Below are 18,412 nucleotides of genomic sequence, written 5' to 3'. Positions count from 1 at the left end.
TTTACACCTCCGCGAGTAATTTTACTATAATCTTTTCCGACCATAAACAATCCGCAGTCGCCCTTTACGCGAACGCTCCTCGACCGCTATCAGTTTACTTCTCCCCTTGCCGCGAACAGAAATGACATCGCCTTCTGTTACCAGCGTGCCCGGCTGATCAACGACCTTCCAGTTCAGTTTCACCCGTTCCCTCTCTATGTACGGTTTTACTTTTGCACGAGGGAGATGATATATCGCGGCGATGACAACATCGAGACGCAACGAAGAGACAAATCCGGCGTCTTCCTGCCAATGTTCTTCTGTACGCACCGCCTTTGCCAGAGGCTGTGAGCGCAATGCCAGAGGCATGTTTCCGGTTTTTGTCAGGTTCAGGCGAACGAAGTCTCCGATTTCTTCGGCGACGAAAAATTGCAGAACCTCGTTCGTCACCGTGATGTCACCGAAAAGCTCCCGTTTGACGCCCAGCGAGGTGAGCGCACCGAGCAAATCGCGGTGTTGGATGTTTGCGAATTTACGGTCGTAATCGACTTCGAACAATTCAACCTGAAAGCGGTCCTCTTCGGCATGTTCATAAAAGGGGTAGAGAAGGGCCCGTTGTCTTTCGGCTGCGGCCACTCCTCCAAAAAAAGCAACGTTAACCGTGTCATCCTGGCCGACAACGGCGGCGACAATGTCTCGTTCCCGCGGATCCAAAAAGTTGCTTAATTTTGCCTCATACATCGTGCCCACGTTTGTTTTCCAGTCTTCCACCTGCTGGATAAACGGAATTTCTTCTTTTCGAAAGTGTTGATATATATCCATTTTGCTCCCGGCCCTTTTAGAAGAAAATTGCGGCGACGCCGGTGCTCGCAAATTGCAGAGCGATGATGGCCACAATCGGGGAAATATCAATCATTCCAATGGAAGGAATAATCTTACGGAAAGGCTCTAAATATGGTTCAACGATCGTTCCGAGCATTTGCCCGAAGTTCGACTCCCGTAAATTCGGAATCCAGCTGGAAAGTACATAAATTAAAACGGCAAACGAGTATAAATTAAGTCCCATCATTAACATTTGACCAATCATGTGCATACGCCTCTCACCTCTTTTTCTTCAATTCACCCGAATGTCTACCACTCGGCCTGTTCGTAGTGGAGGAATTCGGAAATCGCGCCGCTCACATCGACATTATCCGGCGTGCATAAAAACGTGCTCGTACCGATCTTCTGGATATCCCCGGCTATCGCGTACACCGTCCCGCTCAGGAAATCGACGATTCTTTTGGCCTGGTCGCTGGGAATGCGTTGCATGTTAATAATCACCGAGCGACGATTTTTCAGATGATCCGCGACCTCCTGGGCCTCATCATACGTACGCGGTTCGATTAAAACCATCTTCGCAGACTGTTGGACGCTTTGCAAGCTGACCACATTTTTCCCTTGCTGATCACGCCCACTCTCATTAGCCGACACGTCCACATCTTCGTCGTAATACTCATCTTCAAAATCAAAAAAACGTTTGAATCGAGATTTTAAGCCCATCGTCCTCTCCCTTCACCCCTCTCTATCCATGACTGACTTCACTGCCGACGATGCTTGTCCCTAACCGGATGAAAGTGGCCCCTTCCTCGACCGCCTGTTCATAATCATTGGACATGCCCATGGAAAGATGATGACAGGGGGCGTGGGGCAAATGCAAGTTCTGAATGTGAGCGCGCAGGGAGTGCAACTGTTTAAAATAAGGTCGTACATCTTCCGGATCTTCCACATGCGGGGCCATCGTCATGAGTCCCGCGACTTGAATATGCTCGCAGGAGGAAAGTGAACGTACGAATGATTCCAATTCAGCAGGCGTCACGCCTGCTTTCGTTTCCTCACCGGAGACGTTCACCTGCACCATGCAGGGGATTGGCTTTTCCCGCTTATAGCGTTTATTGATTTCCCTGGCCAGCGACAGACGGTCCAGAGAATGAATAACGTCACACTCATGAACGACTTCTTTAACTTTCCGGCTCTGCAGCCGCCCGATAAAATGCCAATGGACAGGGGTTTCGACGGCTGTTAGCTTAGCCGCCAAGCCTTCGCTCCGGCTCTCTCCGAAATGTTCGACCCCGGCCGCAATCGCTTTCTCTACACGTTCGGGGGATACATATTTCGTGACGACCACAACGGTGACGTCTTCGGGGTTACGCCCCGAACGTGTGCACGCGGCGGCCACTTTATCCAGCACTTCTTCGTAATTTGCCTTTACGTCCACCGTTGTCACTCCCTGTTCAACCCTATATACCCCAGCATACGACCCGTTTTTCCACCTGCGCGCCGGTGTGAGAAAAAAAGTTCCTGATTCGTATACGTGCATGCGTTACTTATGGCCATGCTCTCACGCCTGATGCCCGCTCGTTCAAGCAAGAGAGCGTTCGCCTCTTTTAAATCGACAGTATAACGGTCAGTAACTGTTTGCTTCCACGGCTTTTTGCCGGAAGGTAAAACCTTATCGAGCGCTGAAACCACCTTCTCATCCACTTCATAAGTCTCCGGACCGATGGAGGGGCCGATGATCACTTCGATGTCTTCAGCCGACACATATTCAACTTCCACCCAGCGCCGAACCATTTCCGCTCCGATATTGGCCGCGGTCCCTTGCCAGCCTGCGTGGGCAATGCCAACGAGCGTTTGCCGGCGATCGAAAAAGTATAGAGGAACACAATCGGCAAAGAGCGTCAGCAAGTATAGATTTTTCGTGCTCGTATAGAGCCCATCCGTGCCGGGGATCACGGTATGAAGCGAATGAGCACCCCGGCCGCCATCGTTTTCAGCGACTTTCGTAACCGCATTGCCGTGGACTTGCTCGGCAAAAACCGTGCGCGTGAGCGGGAGATTGAGCCTGTCGGCAAGGCGCTCCCGGTTAGCCAGCACCTTTTCTTCATCGTCGCCGACGTGAAGCCCATAGTTGGCTTCGTTATAAGGAGGGGCGGATTCACCCCCGAGCCGGGTTGTAAATCCCGCCTGCACATGTTCTTGCGTCTGCAGCTTTAGATGTGTTCGTTGCTCACAAAGGGCAAAAGGTTCGTTTTTCATAAAAGGCCTGCCTCTGGTTCGTGTGTTACTTTTATTTTAGCACACTTTACTTCATATTCGATAGTTATTGATGAAAACTCTCTTCCGTCCCGTATACATACACGAGAATGACATCCGTTCCGATTTTGGCGATTTGCTGCCAGGGAATAATCACCTCATCATCACGTCCGAACATCCCCAACAAACGCCCGGCCCCCGTGATAATCAGGTAATCGATAGCCCCGGTCGTCAAGTTTATGTCCACATCCCCCAAAGAACCCAGTCTTTTTCCGGTCTGAACGTTCACCACTTCTTTCGATTGCAGATCGGTGATTTTCAGCATGTTAGGCGCCTCCCTAATAACCTGATCCTTCTCTTCTCACATTTATATGTTTCAAGACAACCGTTTATCTCTGTCCCGGATGACAATTTCGCAGATAAACGTGCGCCCCTATTAAAAAACTCCGGGAGGCCCGGAGTTATTGCGTATGTTTATTCATTTGTTGGACCGCCGCTTTTTCGAGGCGGGAGACTTGTGCCTGGGAGATGCCGATCTCCTCGGCCACTTCCATTTGTGTTTTTCCCTGATAAAAGCGCATGTCCAGAATCTTTTTTTCCCGCTCGTTTAAGCGTACCATCGCTTCTTCAAGGGCGATATGTTCTATCCAGCTTTTATCGCTCACCTTGTCATCGCTCACCTGATCCATGACATAGATGGGGTCACCACCATCGTTATAAATCGGTTCAAACAGTGACACCGGATCCTGGATCGCGTCCAGGGCAAAAACGATATCTTCTTTCGGAATCTCCAATTCCTTTGCTATCTCTTGTACCGTAGGTTCGGTCGCCCGGTTCTTCTCCGACATGAGACGGTCACGCACTTGCAAGGCTTTGTAAGCCGTATCACGGAGAGATCGGGATACCCTGATCGGATTGTTGTCACGTAAGTAACGGCGGATTTCACCAATAATCATGGGTACAGCATAAGTAGAAAACTTCACGTTATGGCTGAGATCGAAATTGTCGATGCTCTTCATCAAACCGATACAGCCAACCTGAAACAAATCATCAACAAACTCGCCTCGATTGTTGAACCTTTGAATAACACTAAGCACCAGTCGCAAATTGCCATTCACCAAAGTTTCTCTCGCCATCTCGTCACCGGACTGCAAACGTTCGAATAAAACGCGCATCTCCTCATTTTTTAAGACGGGCAGTTTCGATGTATCCACACCGCAGATCTCTACTTTGTTGCGTGTCATGTCTTCCCTCCCACGGTGGCTTACGAAAGAACCACAATTCCTCCTGCTTACACGCTCAGTATGTCCGTGCACAGAAAAAATATGCGTAGCCGTACCTCCGTTTTTGGGTGTGGAAGGGAGCTGATATGGAAAAAAACCCTGTTATAAGCCTTTTTTCTTTTACACCATTTTATTAAATTCTTTTTTCAAGCGGCGGATAATCCGTTTCTCCAGACGGGAAATATACGATTGGGAAATCCCGAGCATATCGGCCACGTCTTTTTGCGTTTTCTCCTTTTGGCCGGCGAGCCCGAAACGGAGTTCCATGATTTGCTTTTCCCGGGGATTCAGCGTTTTTAATGCCCGCCGCAGCAGCGATTTGTCCACTTTATCTTCCATGCCCCGTGTGGTAATATCTTCACTCGTGCCCATCACATCCGAGAGCAACAATTCATTGCCATCCCAATCGACATTCAGCGGTTCATCAAAAGAGATTTCATAACGGGTTTTATTGTTTCTGCGCAAATACATCAAAATTTCATTTTCAATACACCGGGACGCGTAGGTGGCGAGCTTAATCTTTTTTTCCGGATTAAACGTATTCACCCCCTTGATCAGTCCAATCGTCCCGATGCTGATTAAATCTTCGATATTGATTCCCGTGTTCTCGAATTTCCGGGCGATATAGACGACGAGGCGAAGATTGCGTTCGATCAGGATGCTGCGGACCTCCGGGTCCCCGTCGGGCAATTGCGCGAGCAACTTCGCTTCTTCTTCTTTCGAGAGCGGCGGAGGCAATGCTTCGCTCCCGCCGATATAGTAAATCCCCTCTGATTTTATGCCTAAAAAGGCGAGGAATTTATACCACCGCTTCAGCCATTTAAATTTTATTCTTTTCCACAAAACATTAATCCCCTTTCTTCATCATTATGAGACCGACGCTTCCGTGTCTTGACTGCTCGGAAGCAAGTCAGGCGGCGCAATACATTGAAAGCGCCCTTCTGCCGATAGCCCGCGGTTTTCAAAGCCGATCAATACATTTTTGTGACGCTGTTGTCGTCCCTGTTGCCTAATAACCACTTCAGAAGCCTGAACGGCAAAAATAAAGCCATGTTCGCGGCCGACACTTCGATACGGAATCAGTTTCATTCGTTCTTCCCATTTCATAGCACCTCGGCTGCCGTGAGAATTCAGCCATTCGCTCATCGCCGTCCATTCCTCGTTTGACAGGAGGGGCTTAAATAAACGGACTTCAGCGAGTAAAACAGACGCCTGCGAAATCGGATCACGCAATTGATTGCCGGTATCGATCAGTGCTGTCGCCTGTACTTTCTCACTCTTTTCATCCATTTTGATTACTACATCGGCAAACTGGGTGAAAGTTTTCTTTTCCAGCTTAATGATTCGTTTGCTTAATTCCGCAAACACGATGATCACGGGTAACGTGGATAGGACGAGCAATCCGTGCATATCATCAAAGAGAACCCAGCGCGACGAGGATTGCCACACGTCCAAAAGTTCAGACGTTTGCCAGAACATGGCCATGGCCATGACCGCACCACCGGAGAGCCAGGATATAAAATAAAACAACACAACGGTTTTGCCAAAACGCGTAAACGTTTGAAATCCGAAGGCCAACAGAATCGTGCCCAAACAAATAAAGCCCTGGATTAACGGATGCAGCAACCAGTCCCCGTACGGGGTTAACCACATAAACAATGGCAGACTTGAGCAGGCGGCAGCGATGAACAGGCGCCCTTTTTTTATCTCATAGCCAATCCATTTTGCCGTCATATAAAGCAAGCAGGCGGTCACGATCGTGTTTAATAAATAGATGATATCTATGTATAACGTCAAAACACTCTGACTCCCCCCTTTGCTCAATCATCCATTCGCTCTTTCTACCAGTATAATTGTGATGGCATTCGAAGTATGTCACTTTATTAGTGGTCGTCTCACACTGATTTTCATTGATTTGATAAAAATCTGTCGAGTCCCTTTGCGGCGGGGGAGAACGAGCGCACGCCGAAAAAAACCCAAGCGGGAAAGCCCGCTTGGGTTTTTCTTTTTCCTTATTAGCGACGGCGTCGGCGATTCCGTAAAAACGCCGGAATATCAATCGATTCCTGCTCCTCTTCTTGATTCGAGCTCGGCCGTTCCGGTGGCTCTTCATCGAAGGAAGGTTGGCTCGCGGCTTGCGGACGCTGCTGTGGTTCGGGTTGTTGCGGGCTTGTCCGCCTTTGCCCGCCCTGTCGTTGATTGCCGCGGGCTTTTTTCTCCGCTCCGTCATCAAACCCGGTCGCGATAACAGTGACCAACACTTCATCTTTCAAATTTTCATTGATGACGGACCCGAAAATCATATTGACATCTGGGTCCGATGCTTCCGATACAATTTCCGCGGCTTCATGGACTTCGAACAGGCTTAGGTCTGACCCGCCCGTTATGTTCATTAATACCCCTTGCGCCCCGTCTACCGACGTTTCCAGCAACGGACTTGAGATGGCTTTTTTAGCCGCTTCTCCCGCCCGGCTTTCGCCGGTTGCGATACCAATGCCCATGAGCGCGGAACCTTTTTCACTCATGATCGTTTTCACATCGGCAAAATCCAGGTTGATGAGCCCGGGTGTCGCGATTAAATCCGATATCCCCTGGACACCTTGTCTGAGGACATTATCGGCTTCACGAAACGCTTCCAGCATCGGCGTGCTTTTATCGACGATTTCCAGCAAACGGTCATTTGGAATCACAATCAGTGTATCCACTTTCTCCTTAAGGCTGGCAATCCCATCCGTCGCATGGGTCGATCGTTTTTTTCCTTCAAAAGTAAACGGGCGGGTGACGACACCTACCGTTAACGCGCCGATTTCTTTGGCGACTTCGGCGATCACAGGGGCGGCACCTGTTCCTGTGCCCCCGCCCATACCGGCCGTGATGAAGACCATATCCGCGCCGGTGAGCGATTCTTCCATTTGCTCCTTACTTTCCTCGGCAGCTTTTTTGCCGATATCGGGGTTTGCCCCCGCACCCAATCCACGTGTCAATTTCCCGCCCAGCTGAAGCTTTGTATCAGCCTGGGAGAGGGACAACGCCTGGGAATCCGTATTTACGGCGATAAATTCAACGCCTTCGAGGCCGTTTTCTATCATGCGATTGACCGCGTTGGAGCCACCACCCCCGACCCCAATGACTTTTATTTGTGCGAGTTGATCCATATCCATTTCAAACTCTAACATCTCGGGTCCCCCTCATCTGTCAAGCTTATGTGTCGGTTATTATTCAAAGAACACTTTGAAAAAACTGCGGACTCTTTTCCTTACTCCGGGTGACTCTTCTCCCTGATCAGTCCGTTGCTTTCCTGCTTTCCTTGCTTTACGCAACGGCGGTTGTTCTTCATCATCATTCGTGGCAACTACCATTTCCATATGGTTCATTTTAACATGAAGGTGGGCAAATTCAATGAGTCCAACGCCATTGGTATAGCGCGGTTCTCTTACACCGATGTAATCAGGGATCGCCATCCTTATATTTCGGCCGAGCATTTCCCGGGCCAGTTCCAGGGAACCCGGCATCATCACCGTTCCGCCGGTCAATACGACACCACCCGGGATATCGCCTATGCTCGACAATTCCTCGGCAACGATTTCATAGATCTCTTCCATTCTGGGCTCGATGATTTCCGCGAGCTCACGCTGGGAGTACTCTTCCTGTTCGTGACTGCCCATCGGCTGTATGACCGCCAATACTTCTTCGGAAGTGTCATCGATATACGCATGTCCATGGGAAACCTTCACACGTTCCGCTTCAACCTGGGTCGCACGTAATCCGACGGATAGATCATTTGTAATATGCGCACCGCCGATGGGAACGACATTCAACGTGACCAATGAGCCATCTTTAAACGTTGAGATGGTCGTTTGACTGCCACCAATATCTACCAATGCGACTCCAAGGTTACGTTCATCCCTGGAAACAGAGACTTCCCCTGCCGCCAACGGCTGCAAAAAGATATCGGAGATTTCCAAATCGGCCCTTTCCACACACCGCAAAAGGTTATGTAAAACCGTTTTTGAGCCACTCACGAGCAACCCTTCCATTTCGAGACGGACGCCGATCATTCCCGTGGGATCGTTGATTTCATCATAGCCGTCAACGATGAACTGACTCGGCACGATGTCGACAACTTCCCGATCCCGCGGAATAGAGACGACTTGCGCCGCATCCATAACCCGATCGATGTCCTCCTGGGTAATTTCCTTATGCGGGCTGGAAACCGCGACAATGCCGTGACACGGTTGCAATTGTATATGACTGCCGTTAATGCCCACCACGACTTGGTTAATGGAGACACCAACCATCCTTTCGGCTTTCTCAACCGCTTGCCGGATAGATTTGACAGTGGCATCAATGTCAACAACGGCCCCTTTTTTAATGCCGTTTGAAGGAGCGGTTCCCACTCCGATGATATTGAGCATGCCTGCTGATATTTCACCGATCATAACTTTTACTTCAGTTGTACCAACATCCAGACTGACATAAATCTCGTTATTGTCCACGAATGGCACCTCCTATTGCAATAATGTTCTGCCCGTTATATTGGGCGCGCCCGTGCGGACGGGAGGTAACCGCAGCAAAGCGGATCATCACCATTCCTTAAAGCCGCGACTACATCAACACGCTTTTTTCATCCAACGAACGCCGATGTGAGGCATGCGGTTGGTTTTATTTCATAGTTTCACAGCTTTGGGAATCTTTGATCTGGGTTACGGTATCTCTGTGTTGATGAGCTTGTATAAAGGACTATCCACTGTTAGAAAACTTGGCTTATCGCCAAGCCTTTAAAGCGATAGGCCTTAGTTGCACTTATGCAGGATAAGAAAGTGGTTTATACTTTCTTACCTGCTAAAAAAGGTTTCTTGTCTCAGTTTACAACAAGTTAAGCCTCGAGAAAAGCGAAAATCGCCACAATTCAACCGTTAGCCCGAAAGAATGATCAATTCATGGGGAAAACCAACCATAAAAAGACTTACCTTCCAGGCTATACCCCGTCACGTTTGGCTTTAAGCATCTTCTTCCTCGTCAGTATCTTCATTTTCAAAATAAGGCCTCATTTTCATATGTAAGACGCCTGGCTCATCAGGGTCGAGCTCTTCGGATACAATCGGGTATGCTGACATGTTTTCGGCGAATTGATTGACAGTCGTCTCCACCTCAATGCCGTCATTCATATATAAACCTAGCCGTTCATGGTCTTCATCCAGGGGGTGCACTTCCGATATCCGGTTCACGATGCCATCGGTAAGCCCCTCCAACTCGGACAGAAATGTCTCCAACTGCCCTTCATCGCTCCAGCCATAAAGGACGGGGGCATCGCCCGGCAGCTGTTCCAGACTTTGCTCGGGGTCGCGTTCCCCGTTCGCGAATACAGGTACGTATTCTTCATCGTCTTCCATATATGCCACACGATTGTGTTCAGCTACTTCGATATGCAAGGTTGTGGGAAATGAACGAGAAACGGACGCTTCCATGACATAGGGGAGGTTCTCTTCAATACTTGCTTCTGCTGCCCGCAGATCGGCAGACCAGATGTTTTCGCCTCTTTCCAGGGTACTGCTGTTAACGACTTCTTCCTCTTCGCCGCTGACAACGCCGTCCACGGCGATCGATTGCACATGGCTTAAAGGAGATTGCAAATAGACGACAATGCCGATCAATAAAAAGATTATGGACAGGGAAATAATGAGGCGGCGATTGGCCCGTTTTTTTCGTTGCTCTTTTAAAGCGGGTATTCGTTCATGAACCGATACTACTTTTCGCTCTCCCAACGAGCCAACCTCCTCTATTTGGCAATAGACGTCATCACATCATACAGTTTGTCGGCGGCATCCGGAACGGCCAGCGCTGTTGCCGCTTTTTTCATTTCCGCTGCCTTGCCTTTCCGAAAAATCGCCTCGATATCCGCCTCGAGCTTATCTCCGGACCATTCCGATTCTTTGTGAACGATCGCGGCACCGACATTTTCCAGGGCTCTGGCGTTCATCTCCTGATGGTTCTTCGTGACGTATGGACTGGGAATCAGGATAGACGGAATGCCAAGGGCGGTGATTTCCGCGAGCGTCGTCGCCCCGGCCCGGCTGACGACCGCATCGACACTGGCGAGTACATTGGGCATATCATGCAAAAACGGCCGGACGACGATATGAGCATGATCTCCCCTATCGGACATGCTTTCTTTCACTTTATCATAATGAACGCTTCCTGTGATGTATAAGTATTGACAGTGTTTGTCGGATAATTGCGGCAAGGCCTCTAAAAACGCATCGTGGATGGGTTTTGCCCCGCGGCTTCCGCCTACGATCATAACGATGGGAAGATTTTCCCTGAAGCCGAATGTTGAAGCCATATTGGCTTTCTGCGCATGAGCCACTTCAGACGCCCGGGGGTTGCCGGTAAAAACAGTCTTATCGTTCGGAAAATAATCCGCAGCTTCCTGAAAGGAAATCGCTACCTTGGTGGCATAGCGACTCAGAAATTTGTTCGTAAGACCGGGAATGCTGTTTTGCTCATGAATAATCGTTGGCACCCCTGCTTTAGCCGCTGCATACATGACAGGGCCCGCGACATAGCCGCCGGTTCCGAGGGCGACATCAGGCCGGAAGTCACGTATGAGTCGTTTCGCCCGGCGGGTTCCTTGCAAAAAGCGCCAAACGGTCCTCACATTTTCAAAGGACAGTTTTCTTTTAAAACCGCTGATCTCAATCGTAGAAAAGGGAATATCATGTTTGGGGACGATATCATTTTCCAATCCATTTTCCGTCCCTATATATAAAAAAGAGGCCGAGGGGTCTTTCGCGCGGATCGCGTTAATCATGGCAAGCGCGGGATAAATATGACCCCCGGTCCCTCCCCCTGTGACCAAAACTTTCATCTTTTCTCTCACCTCCGAGCGCTAGGTTATTCTCGTGTGGGCGCTTATATTTAACAGTATACCGAGGGCGATAAGCATGAGTGTAAGGGAAGAGCCGCCGTAACTGAGTAAAGGCAAGGTAATCCCCGTCACCGGAAACAACCCGATGACCACCCCGATATTAATCAACACTTGCACAAACAATAACCCGATAATGCCAACGGCAAGCAGGGTCCCGAACATGTCCGGGGCAAGCAGTGCCGTGCGCAGGCCGCGCCACATAATGATCCCGAATAAAAGGACGACGACAGCACCTGCGATAAAACCGCCTTCTTCAGCTATAACCGCAAAGATAAAGTCCGTTTGCGGTTCGGGCAAATAAAAGTATTTTTGCCTGCTTTCCCCGAATCCCATGCCGAATAAACCGCCGGGACCGATGGCATAGAGGGATTGGATAATTTGAAAACCGCTCCCGAGCGGGTCGCTCCAGGGATCAAAGAAGGAAGTGATACGGGCGATCCGGTACGGGGCAGACGCGATTAAACCGATGAAGGCGACGGCTCCAATCGCTCCGAGAAAAGCAAAATGGCTTTTTTTGGCACCGGCGATAAAAAGCATGATAAACGATGTCGCAACCATCACCGCTCCCGTGCCAAGATCAGGTTGCAGCATGATCAAGCCGAATGCCGTAAATATAATGGTGAGCAGCGGCAGCATGCCTGCGCGGAAGCTCGTCACTTGTTGTTGGCGCGCGGCGAGCCAATGGGCGAGAAACACGATCATCCCCAACTTCATAAATTCAGATGGCTGAATCGAAAAGGCGCCGACGCCTATCCAGCTCTGGGCCCCTCCACGGATGAGTCCCACCCCCGGGATCAGTACGAGGATCAACAGGCCGAAACAGAGCAAAATAATCGTAAGGACATAGTCACGCCATCTCCAGTAGCCGATGCGCATCATCATGAGCATCCCGATACAGCCCGCTCCCGCAAACAGCAGTTGCCGTTTGGCGAAATGATAAGGGTCCGAGAAACGGTATTCCCCCCAGGCCGCGCTTGCGCTATATACCATGATGACACCTATAATCAACAGTGCACAAATGGAAAACAGCAAAATTCCGTCAACCGTTTGTTTATTATCCTTCACATCTTCACCCCGTCACACACCCGCGATTCACACCCATTCAGATAGAAAGGGTGCTACTCATACGTATGACGGTTTGTCCGTTTTAGAAGTGAGAGGTTGGAGGTTGGAAGTTAGACGAGCTGCTCAATCGCGTTGACGAAACAATCGCCCCGTTCCTCAAAGGTTTTAAACTGATCCCAACTGGCACAGGCCGGGGAAAACAAGAGAATGTCTTCTTTATCAGTAAGTGGATAAGCTTCCTTTACCGCTTCTGCCAGGTGTTGTGTGCTTTTAATGACGGGCACACCGGCGAGCGCTCCGGCTTCCTTGAGCTTGTCGCTCGTCTCGCCATACGTCACCATCGCCTTCACATTTGCAAAACTGCTCGCCAATGACGAAAAATCGTTCCCGCGATCCAACCCGCCCGCGATCAGGACGATGGGCTCCCGGAAAGCTGCCAGGGCGCGGGAGGTGGCAAGCATGTTCGTCGCTTTCGAATCGTTATAAACTTTTCGCCCGTTTAGTTCTTTCACAAATTCCAGGCGATGTTCAACGCCTGTGAAAGTACCAAGCACTTGTTTGATCGCGGCCAAAGATACACCGACAAGCTTGGCCACCGCTAGCGCGGCCAGTACATTTTCAAGGTTGTGGATGCCGGGGAGGAGAATGTCATCGGTGTGAAGCAGCGCCTGATTATGCCAATACACGATGCCTCCTTCATGGGAGGCTCCCTGTGACAGCCTTCTGTGCACGGAAAAAGGGATGTTTGTCCCCTTGCTGTTCCTCGCTATATCTGCAACGACCTCATCGTCGGCATTATAGACAAAATAGTCATCAGCGGTGAGATTATGGGCTACGCGGGCTTTTGAGTGATTATAGTCGGCCCTCGTGCCGTGATAGTCGAGGTGGGCATCGAAGATGTTGAGCAAAACCGCGATGTGCGGGCGAAAATGCAGGGTTCCCTTCAATTGAAAACTGGACACTTCCGTCACCATGTATTCATTTTCCAGGACTGTATCGGCTACTTCACAGGAGGGCAAGCCGATATTTCCCGCCAGCTTCGCGCTTTTTTGATCAGTAAGCAACATTTCATGAATCACTTTTGTCGTCGTCGTTTTTCCGTTCGAACCTGTAATGGCAAGCATCGTACCCCTGAGGAGCCAGGAAGCAAGCTCGACTTCCGTAACGACGGGAATATTCCGGTGCAAGCCTTCCTCGATCACCGGATTATCGTAGCGAATGCCCGGATTTTTGACGATTAAACGAATCCGGTCGGCCGTAAACAGCTGCAACGGATGTCCGCCCGTCACAAACGTGACGCCTAAAGCTTCCAGTTCTTCGGTTCCCTGTAGCTCCTCTTTCGGCTTCGCTTCATTCACGATGACACGGGCCCCGTATTTGACGAGCAAACGGGCCGCCGCTTCGCCGCTTTTGGCAAAGCCGAGGACGAGCACGGTTTCATTTTTTATATTCACCAGCAGCGGATCTGTCATAAGGCCCACACCTCTATATACACACCGATGATCGCAAAAACGATGGCAAGGAGCCAGAAAACGACGACCACTTTCCACTCGGACCAACCCGAGAGTTCATAATGATGGTGCAAAGGACTCATTTTGAATACACGCCTGCCTTTAAGTTTATAGACGAGCACTTGAATGATCACCGACAGCGTTTCGATGACGAAAACACCGCCGATGATTATGAGGAGAATCTCCATTTTCGTAATGATAGCCACCGCGGCGATCGCCCCGCCGAGGGCCAGCGATCCGGTATCCCCCATGAACACCTTCGCGGGGTGGGCATTGAAGACTAAAAAGCCAAGCACGGCCCCGACGACGGTGGCGCAAAAAATCGCCACCTCCGGGAAATCTGCGTTCCAGGCGAGCACAGCATAGGCACCGAAAGCAATGGCAGATGTACCGGCCAATAGGCCATCAAGGCCGTCGGTGAGGTTGACAGCATTCGATGCTCCCACGAGCATGACCGCGACGAGCAATAAATAGAGAATGCCGATGTCGACGCTGAATCCAAGACCCGGGACCTCCACTGCCGTGGAAAACTCATACTGGCGTAAAACGACATAGAAAATAACGGCGACGAGCAATTGGGCAAGTAACTTTTGTTTTGAATTTAAACCGAGATTTCTTTTTAAAACCACCTTAATAAAATCGTCCAAAAAGCCCACGATGCCGAAAGCCACCGTTACGAGTAACAGTAACCATATTTGATAATTAACATCCAGATCCGTGAAAAAGGGAATGACCAGAAACACGGACAGGACGACCGACAAGAGAACGACAACGCCGCCCATCGTCGGTGTCCCGCTCTTTTTCTGATGGCTGGCAGGGCCTTCCTCGCGAATGCTTTGCCCGAATTTCAGCCTATGTAACATCGGAATGAACAACGGGGAAAGGAGGACGCTTAGAACAAAGGATGCTACAATGGCTATTAAAATTGACGGTTCACTCAAGACGTTCACTCCTTTCCGGTCCTACATCCCAGGTATTCTTATGTTTCACGGTCCCTGCGGTCATGAATGGCCTCTTTCGCCTCAACACGATCATCAAAGCTATGAAAGACACCTTCAATTTCCTGATAGGGTTCATGCCCTTTGCCGGCAATGACGATGACATCTTTCTTTTTTGCTTTGTCGACGGCATAACGAATCGCTGCTCTGCGATCGCTGATCGTTTGATAAGTATGAGCGCCGACGCCTGCTTCCATGTCCCGAAGAATAGCGCCGGGATCTTCACTGCGCGGATTATCGGAAGTGAAGATCGCTTCATCGGCGTACTCGATGGCAATTCTCGCCATCTCGGGGCGCTTCGTGCGATCGCGATCACCGCCACAACCGACGACAACGTAAACGTTGTGAGCCGTTAAATCCCGTACCGTTTGCAAAATATTATCCAGACTGTCGGAGGTATGGGCATAGTCGACGATCACCGCAAAATCCTGTCCTTCTTCCACGGGCTCAAACCGTCCCGGGATGGCCTGGGCGGATTCCAGACTTTTCTTGATCGTAGGCAGGGCAACGCCGGAAACATACGCCGCTGCCGCTGCTGCCAGGGCATTATAGACGCTAAAACGGCCGATCATTTTCAGGTTTAAATCCAGTGATTCCCCGCCGACCTCAAGGGTAAAAAAGGTACCCGTCGGACCTGCGTTCAGATCGCGAGCGCGAACATCCGCGCCGGCTTGCAAACCGTACGTCAATATCGGCACGCCCGTGACACTCATCATGTAACGGGCATAGGGATCGTCGTTGTTGATGATCGCCGCTCTTAAATCTTTATCATAAGTGTTGCCAAGCTGAGAAAACAAGAGACCCTTCGCCTGTTTATAATCATCCATCGTTTCGTGATAGTCCAGGTGATCGGTACTGAGATTTGTAAAAACAGCGATATTAAAATCGGTCCCCCGCACTCTGCCGAGCGACAACGCGTGTGAGGATACTTCCATCGTCACATCGGTGACATCCGCTTTTTTCATGTCAGCAAACGTCTGCTGGAGCTGTACCGACTCCGGGGTCGTCAGTTTAGCTTCGAGCACCTCGTCATTATATTTCGTGTAGAGGGTACCAATCAACCCTGTTTTTCTTTCATCTTCCCGAAAAATTTCATCCAGTAGGTGCGTGGTCGTCGTCTTTCCATTCGTCCCGGTGACACCGATGATATTGAGATCATGGGTGGGACGTCCGTAAAAACGGCTGGACATTTGGGCGAGCGCCCGTTTTGTGTCCGTTACGACGATGACAGGCACATCGATCTCTAAAGCTTCTTCAGCGACGACTGCTGCCGCTCCCTTTTCCACGGCCTCCCGTACGTAGTGATGACCGTCAACCGTAAATCCGCGCAGGGCGACGAACAACGCCCCCGCCTTTACGAGACGGGAATCCATTTCCACCGAAGAAATCGGCGGATTTCCTGTTTTCGTTTTGGTATAAGCGAGTAAACCCGCCACACATTCATCCAGATACATTTTTTCTCTTCCCTTCGCTTCCAGACGATAAGAGAACAGCCAAGACATTCCCTGGCTGGTCTTCCATTTATGATTTTAATCGGAATCGTCCGTTTTGTCACCCACCCATGTACAATCTGAGCGTTGAACCCTCTTCCACTCGTTCGCCTGCTGCCGGGGACTGGCGATAAACTTCTTCCCCTTCGCCCTCTATTTCAAGCTCGAGCGGATAGTTGGCATCATGCAACTCTCTTAATGTCAACCCGGTCACATCCGGAACCTCCAGAGACGGGAGATCCGACCAGGTGAGTTCCTTTTCAATTTGCTCGTCTCGGCGCGGGACCCCCATCGCCTCCAGGCTGTCCTCCATGATTTGCCCGACGATCGGAGCGGTCACGACCCCGCCGAATTGCATCGTACCCTGAGGATTGTCGATCGCAACATAAACGACGATTTCAGGGTCATCTGCAGGCGCAAAACCGTTAAACGAGACGATATGGTTGTTCTCCAAATAACGACCGCCTTGCGCTTTTTGGGCGGTGCCCGTTTTTCCGCCTACACGGTAGCCATCAACGAACGCGCCTCCGCCGGTCCCTCTCGCCACGACGTTTTCCAGTGCCCGGCGCACTTCCGATGATGTTTCTTCCGAGATCACATCTCTTTGGGCGATGGGCGTCTGGCTGTCCACGACAGATCCGCTCTCGGGCTCAAGCCAGTCCTTCGCTACATAAGGTTGGTAAAGCGTTCCGCCATTTACTGCAGCAGCCATGGCGGTGACCTGTTGGATAGGCGTCACGGACACCCCTTGTCCGAAAGCGGTCGTGGAACGCTCCAGCGGGCCGACATCTTCTACATCAAAAAGGATACCGGTCCCTTCTCCTTCCATATCGATCCCGGTCTGTTCCCCGAATCCAAACTGATCGATATAATCGAAAAGTGTCTCCGTTCCCAATCGTTCTCCCAACGAAACAAACCCCGGGTTACAGGAGTTTTGGACAACTTCCAGATACGTTTGCTGCCCGTGCCCGCCTTTTTTCCAGCAACGCAAGCGTTCGCCTGCGACTTCAATATAGCCGGGATCATGAAAATGGTCGTTGTCAAGGTCCACTTCATCCTCTTCCAGCGCAGACGCCAACGTAATGATCTTGAACGTTGAACCCGGTTCAAACGTCGACCATATCGGCCGGTTTTGATCATAAATCTCCGGAGAGACCGACTGATAGTCATCCGGATTGTAATGGGGCCGACTGGCCATGCCCAGAATTTCCCCATTGTTGGGATCCATGGCAATCGCGAGCGCGCCTTCCGGGTTATACGTAGCTTCGGCGTTATCCAGCTCCCGTTCGATGATCGTCTGCACCTGATTGTCGATCGTCAACTGCGCGTCCATGCCATTTTGCGGTTCCTGATATTGATCGGCCATGCCCGGCAACCGTTGTCCCTGGGCATCGGAAAAGAAAGAGACGTGTCCGCTCTCCCCTTGCAAATAGTCATCATAGTATCTTTCCACACCGGTAAGTCCCTGATTGTCAATCCCCGCAAATCCCAGCACATGGGCAAGGTGTTCGCCGTGAGGATAATGGCGCTTGTTGTCTTCGACAATATAAACGCCCGGCAACCGTTGTTCACGTACTTCCGAGGCGACCTCCTGTTCAATTTTGCGTCCAAAAGGGGTGAGCCGGACCATCGAACTTTCCTCAGTAATCTGTTCATAGACCTCTTGCTCCTCGGCTTCCAGGCTATCTGCGAGTTGTTCGGCTGTCTCCACCGGATCGACGATCTGTCTCGGAACGACGAGGATGGAAGGGGCACTTACATTTGTTGCCAACACTTCCCCATGACGATCCAGAATTTCTCCCCGTTCCGCTTCAAAAGGCAAATCCCGGCTCCATGACTCCTCTGCTTCTTCCGTCAACCAGCCTCCCAGTGAAAATTGCACGTAACCGAGTCTGACAACGAGCACCAGGGTTATGATCACCCCGGCCAGCAATATGAAAAGCAACCGCCGACGTACAAGCGTCTTCGTAATTTTAGACATGAAAGGCCACCTCGTCTGATAGATACTTCCTTTTCACATCTATGCTTGTACGACGGCTTTAAGAACAAGCAGCGATTATTCGCTTTCTTGGCAGGTAAGAAA

18 protein-coding genes are annotated in these 18,412 nt (G+C 50.5%); all 18 read right to left on the bottom strand.

All coding sequences use genetic code 11. From position 1 onward, the window contains the following. Positions 1 to 24 precede the first annotated feature (24 nt). Positions 25 to 801: a YlmH family RNA-binding protein gene (locus BLS58_RS06820; RefSeq protein WP_090397322.1), complete on the bottom strand. Its 777-nt coding sequence runs from the start codon at positions 799 to 801 to the stop codon at positions 25 to 27. Positions 802 to 817: 16 nt separating this feature from the next. Further along, a complete protein-coding gene (locus BLS58_RS06815; RefSeq protein ID WP_090397320.1) occupies positions 818 to 1,072 on the bottom strand; it encodes a YggT family protein in 255 nt (84 codons plus the stop codon). A 38-nt stretch (positions 1,073 to 1,110) separates the two neighbouring features. Continuing rightward, positions 1,111 to 1,521, bottom strand: a complete 411-nt coding sequence (locus tag BLS58_RS06810; protein WP_090397318.1) for a cell division protein SepF — start codon at positions 1,519 to 1,521, stop codon at positions 1,111 to 1,113. 22 nt (positions 1,522 to 1,543) lie between these two features. After that, a complete protein-coding gene (locus tag BLS58_RS06805) occupies positions 1,544 to 2,236 on the bottom strand; it encodes a YggS family pyridoxal phosphate-dependent enzyme (protein ID WP_245723080.1) in 693 nt (230 codons plus the stop codon). 5 nt (positions 2,237 to 2,241) lie between these two features. Then, entirely contained in the window at positions 2,242 to 3,057 is an 816-nt protein-coding gene (pgeF, locus tag BLS58_RS06800; protein WP_090397314.1) for a peptidoglycan editing factor PgeF, read from the bottom strand. Positions 3,058 to 3,121: 64 nt separating this feature from the next. Then, positions 3,122 to 3,379 carry a YlmC/YmxH family sporulation protein gene (locus BLS58_RS06795; protein WP_090397313.1) on the bottom strand — a complete coding sequence of 86 codons (258 nt, stop codon included), beginning with the start codon at positions 3,377 to 3,379 and terminating at the stop codon, positions 3,122 to 3,124. Between the two features lie 136 nt (positions 3,380 to 3,515). Next, positions 3,516 to 4,298 carry an RNA polymerase sporulation sigma factor SigG gene (gene sigG, locus BLS58_RS06790; protein ID WP_090397311.1) on the bottom strand — a complete coding sequence of 261 codons (783 nt, stop codon included), beginning with the start codon at positions 4,296 to 4,298 and terminating at the stop codon, positions 3,516 to 3,518. Positions 4,299 to 4,457: 159 nt separating this feature from the next. Further along, positions 4,458 to 5,168, bottom strand: coding sequence for an RNA polymerase sporulation sigma factor SigE (gene sigE, locus BLS58_RS06785; RefSeq protein ID WP_425433675.1), 711 nt, complete (start codon positions 5,166 to 5,168; stop codon positions 4,458 to 4,460). Positions 5,169 to 5,204: 36 nt separating this feature from the next. Further along, positions 5,205 to 6,134, bottom strand: a complete 930-nt coding sequence (locus tag BLS58_RS06780; protein WP_176764651.1) for a sigma-E processing peptidase SpoIIGA — start codon at positions 6,132 to 6,134, stop codon at positions 5,205 to 5,207. Between the two features lie 218 nt (positions 6,135 to 6,352). Continuing rightward, positions 6,353 to 7,513 carry a cell division protein FtsZ gene (ftsZ, locus tag BLS58_RS06775; RefSeq protein WP_090397305.1) on the bottom strand — a complete coding sequence of 387 codons (1,161 nt, stop codon included), beginning with the start codon at positions 7,511 to 7,513 and terminating at the stop codon, positions 6,353 to 6,355. Positions 7,514 to 7,552: 39 nt separating this feature from the next. Beyond that, a complete protein-coding gene (gene ftsA / locus BLS58_RS06770; RefSeq protein ID WP_090397304.1) occupies positions 7,553 to 8,833 on the bottom strand; it encodes a cell division protein FtsA in 1,281 nt (426 codons plus the stop codon). 504 nt (positions 8,834 to 9,337) lie between these two features. After that, the gene (locus BLS58_RS06765) at positions 9,338 to 10,102 is read right to left on the bottom strand and encodes a cell division protein FtsQ/DivIB (RefSeq protein ID WP_143018884.1); all 765 of its coding nucleotides are present in this window, start codon (positions 10,100 to 10,102) and stop codon (positions 9,338 to 9,340) included. A gap of 14 nt (positions 10,103 to 10,116) precedes the next feature. Continuing rightward, positions 10,117 to 11,205 carry an undecaprenyldiphospho-muramoylpentapeptide beta-N-acetylglucosaminyltransferase gene (murG, locus tag BLS58_RS06760; protein ID WP_090397299.1) on the bottom strand — a complete coding sequence of 363 codons (1,089 nt, stop codon included), beginning with the start codon at positions 11,203 to 11,205 and terminating at the stop codon, positions 10,117 to 10,119. Positions 11,206 to 11,226: 21 nt separating this feature from the next. Further along, a complete protein-coding gene (gene spoVE, locus BLS58_RS06755) occupies positions 11,227 to 12,330 on the bottom strand; it encodes a stage V sporulation protein E (protein ID WP_090397296.1) in 1,104 nt (367 codons plus the stop codon). Between the two features lie 110 nt (positions 12,331 to 12,440). Continuing rightward, entirely contained in the window at positions 12,441 to 13,802 is a 1,362-nt protein-coding gene (gene murD / locus BLS58_RS06750; protein WP_090397294.1) for a UDP-N-acetylmuramoyl-L-alanine--D-glutamate ligase, read from the bottom strand. Beyond that, a complete protein-coding gene (mraY, locus tag BLS58_RS06745) occupies positions 13,799 to 14,782 on the bottom strand; it encodes a phospho-N-acetylmuramoyl-pentapeptide-transferase (RefSeq protein WP_090397291.1) in 984 nt (327 codons plus the stop codon). Before mraY ends, murD begins: the two co-directional genes overlap by 4 nt. 38 nt (positions 14,783 to 14,820) lie before the next feature. Continuing rightward, positions 14,821 to 16,293 carry a UDP-N-acetylmuramoyl-L-alanyl-D-glutamate--2,6-diaminopimelate ligase gene (locus tag BLS58_RS06740; protein WP_090397290.1) on the bottom strand — a complete coding sequence of 491 codons (1,473 nt, stop codon included), beginning with the start codon at positions 16,291 to 16,293 and terminating at the stop codon, positions 14,821 to 14,823. 97 nt (positions 16,294 to 16,390) lie between these two features. After that, on the bottom strand, positions 16,391 to 18,310 hold the full coding sequence (locus BLS58_RS06735) for a stage V sporulation protein D (protein WP_090397289.1): 1,920 nt from the start codon (positions 18,308 to 18,310) through the stop codon (positions 16,391 to 16,393). Positions 18,311 to 18,412: the final 102 nt, after the last annotated feature.

This window comes from Natribacillus halophilus (assembly GCF_900100185.1).
Classification (GTDB): Bacteria; Bacillota; Bacilli; order Bacillales; family Marinococcaceae; genus Natribacillus; species Natribacillus halophilus.
The sequence above is the reverse complement of the archived record's forward strand: the minus strand, read 5'-3'. Positions and strand labels throughout refer to the sequence as shown.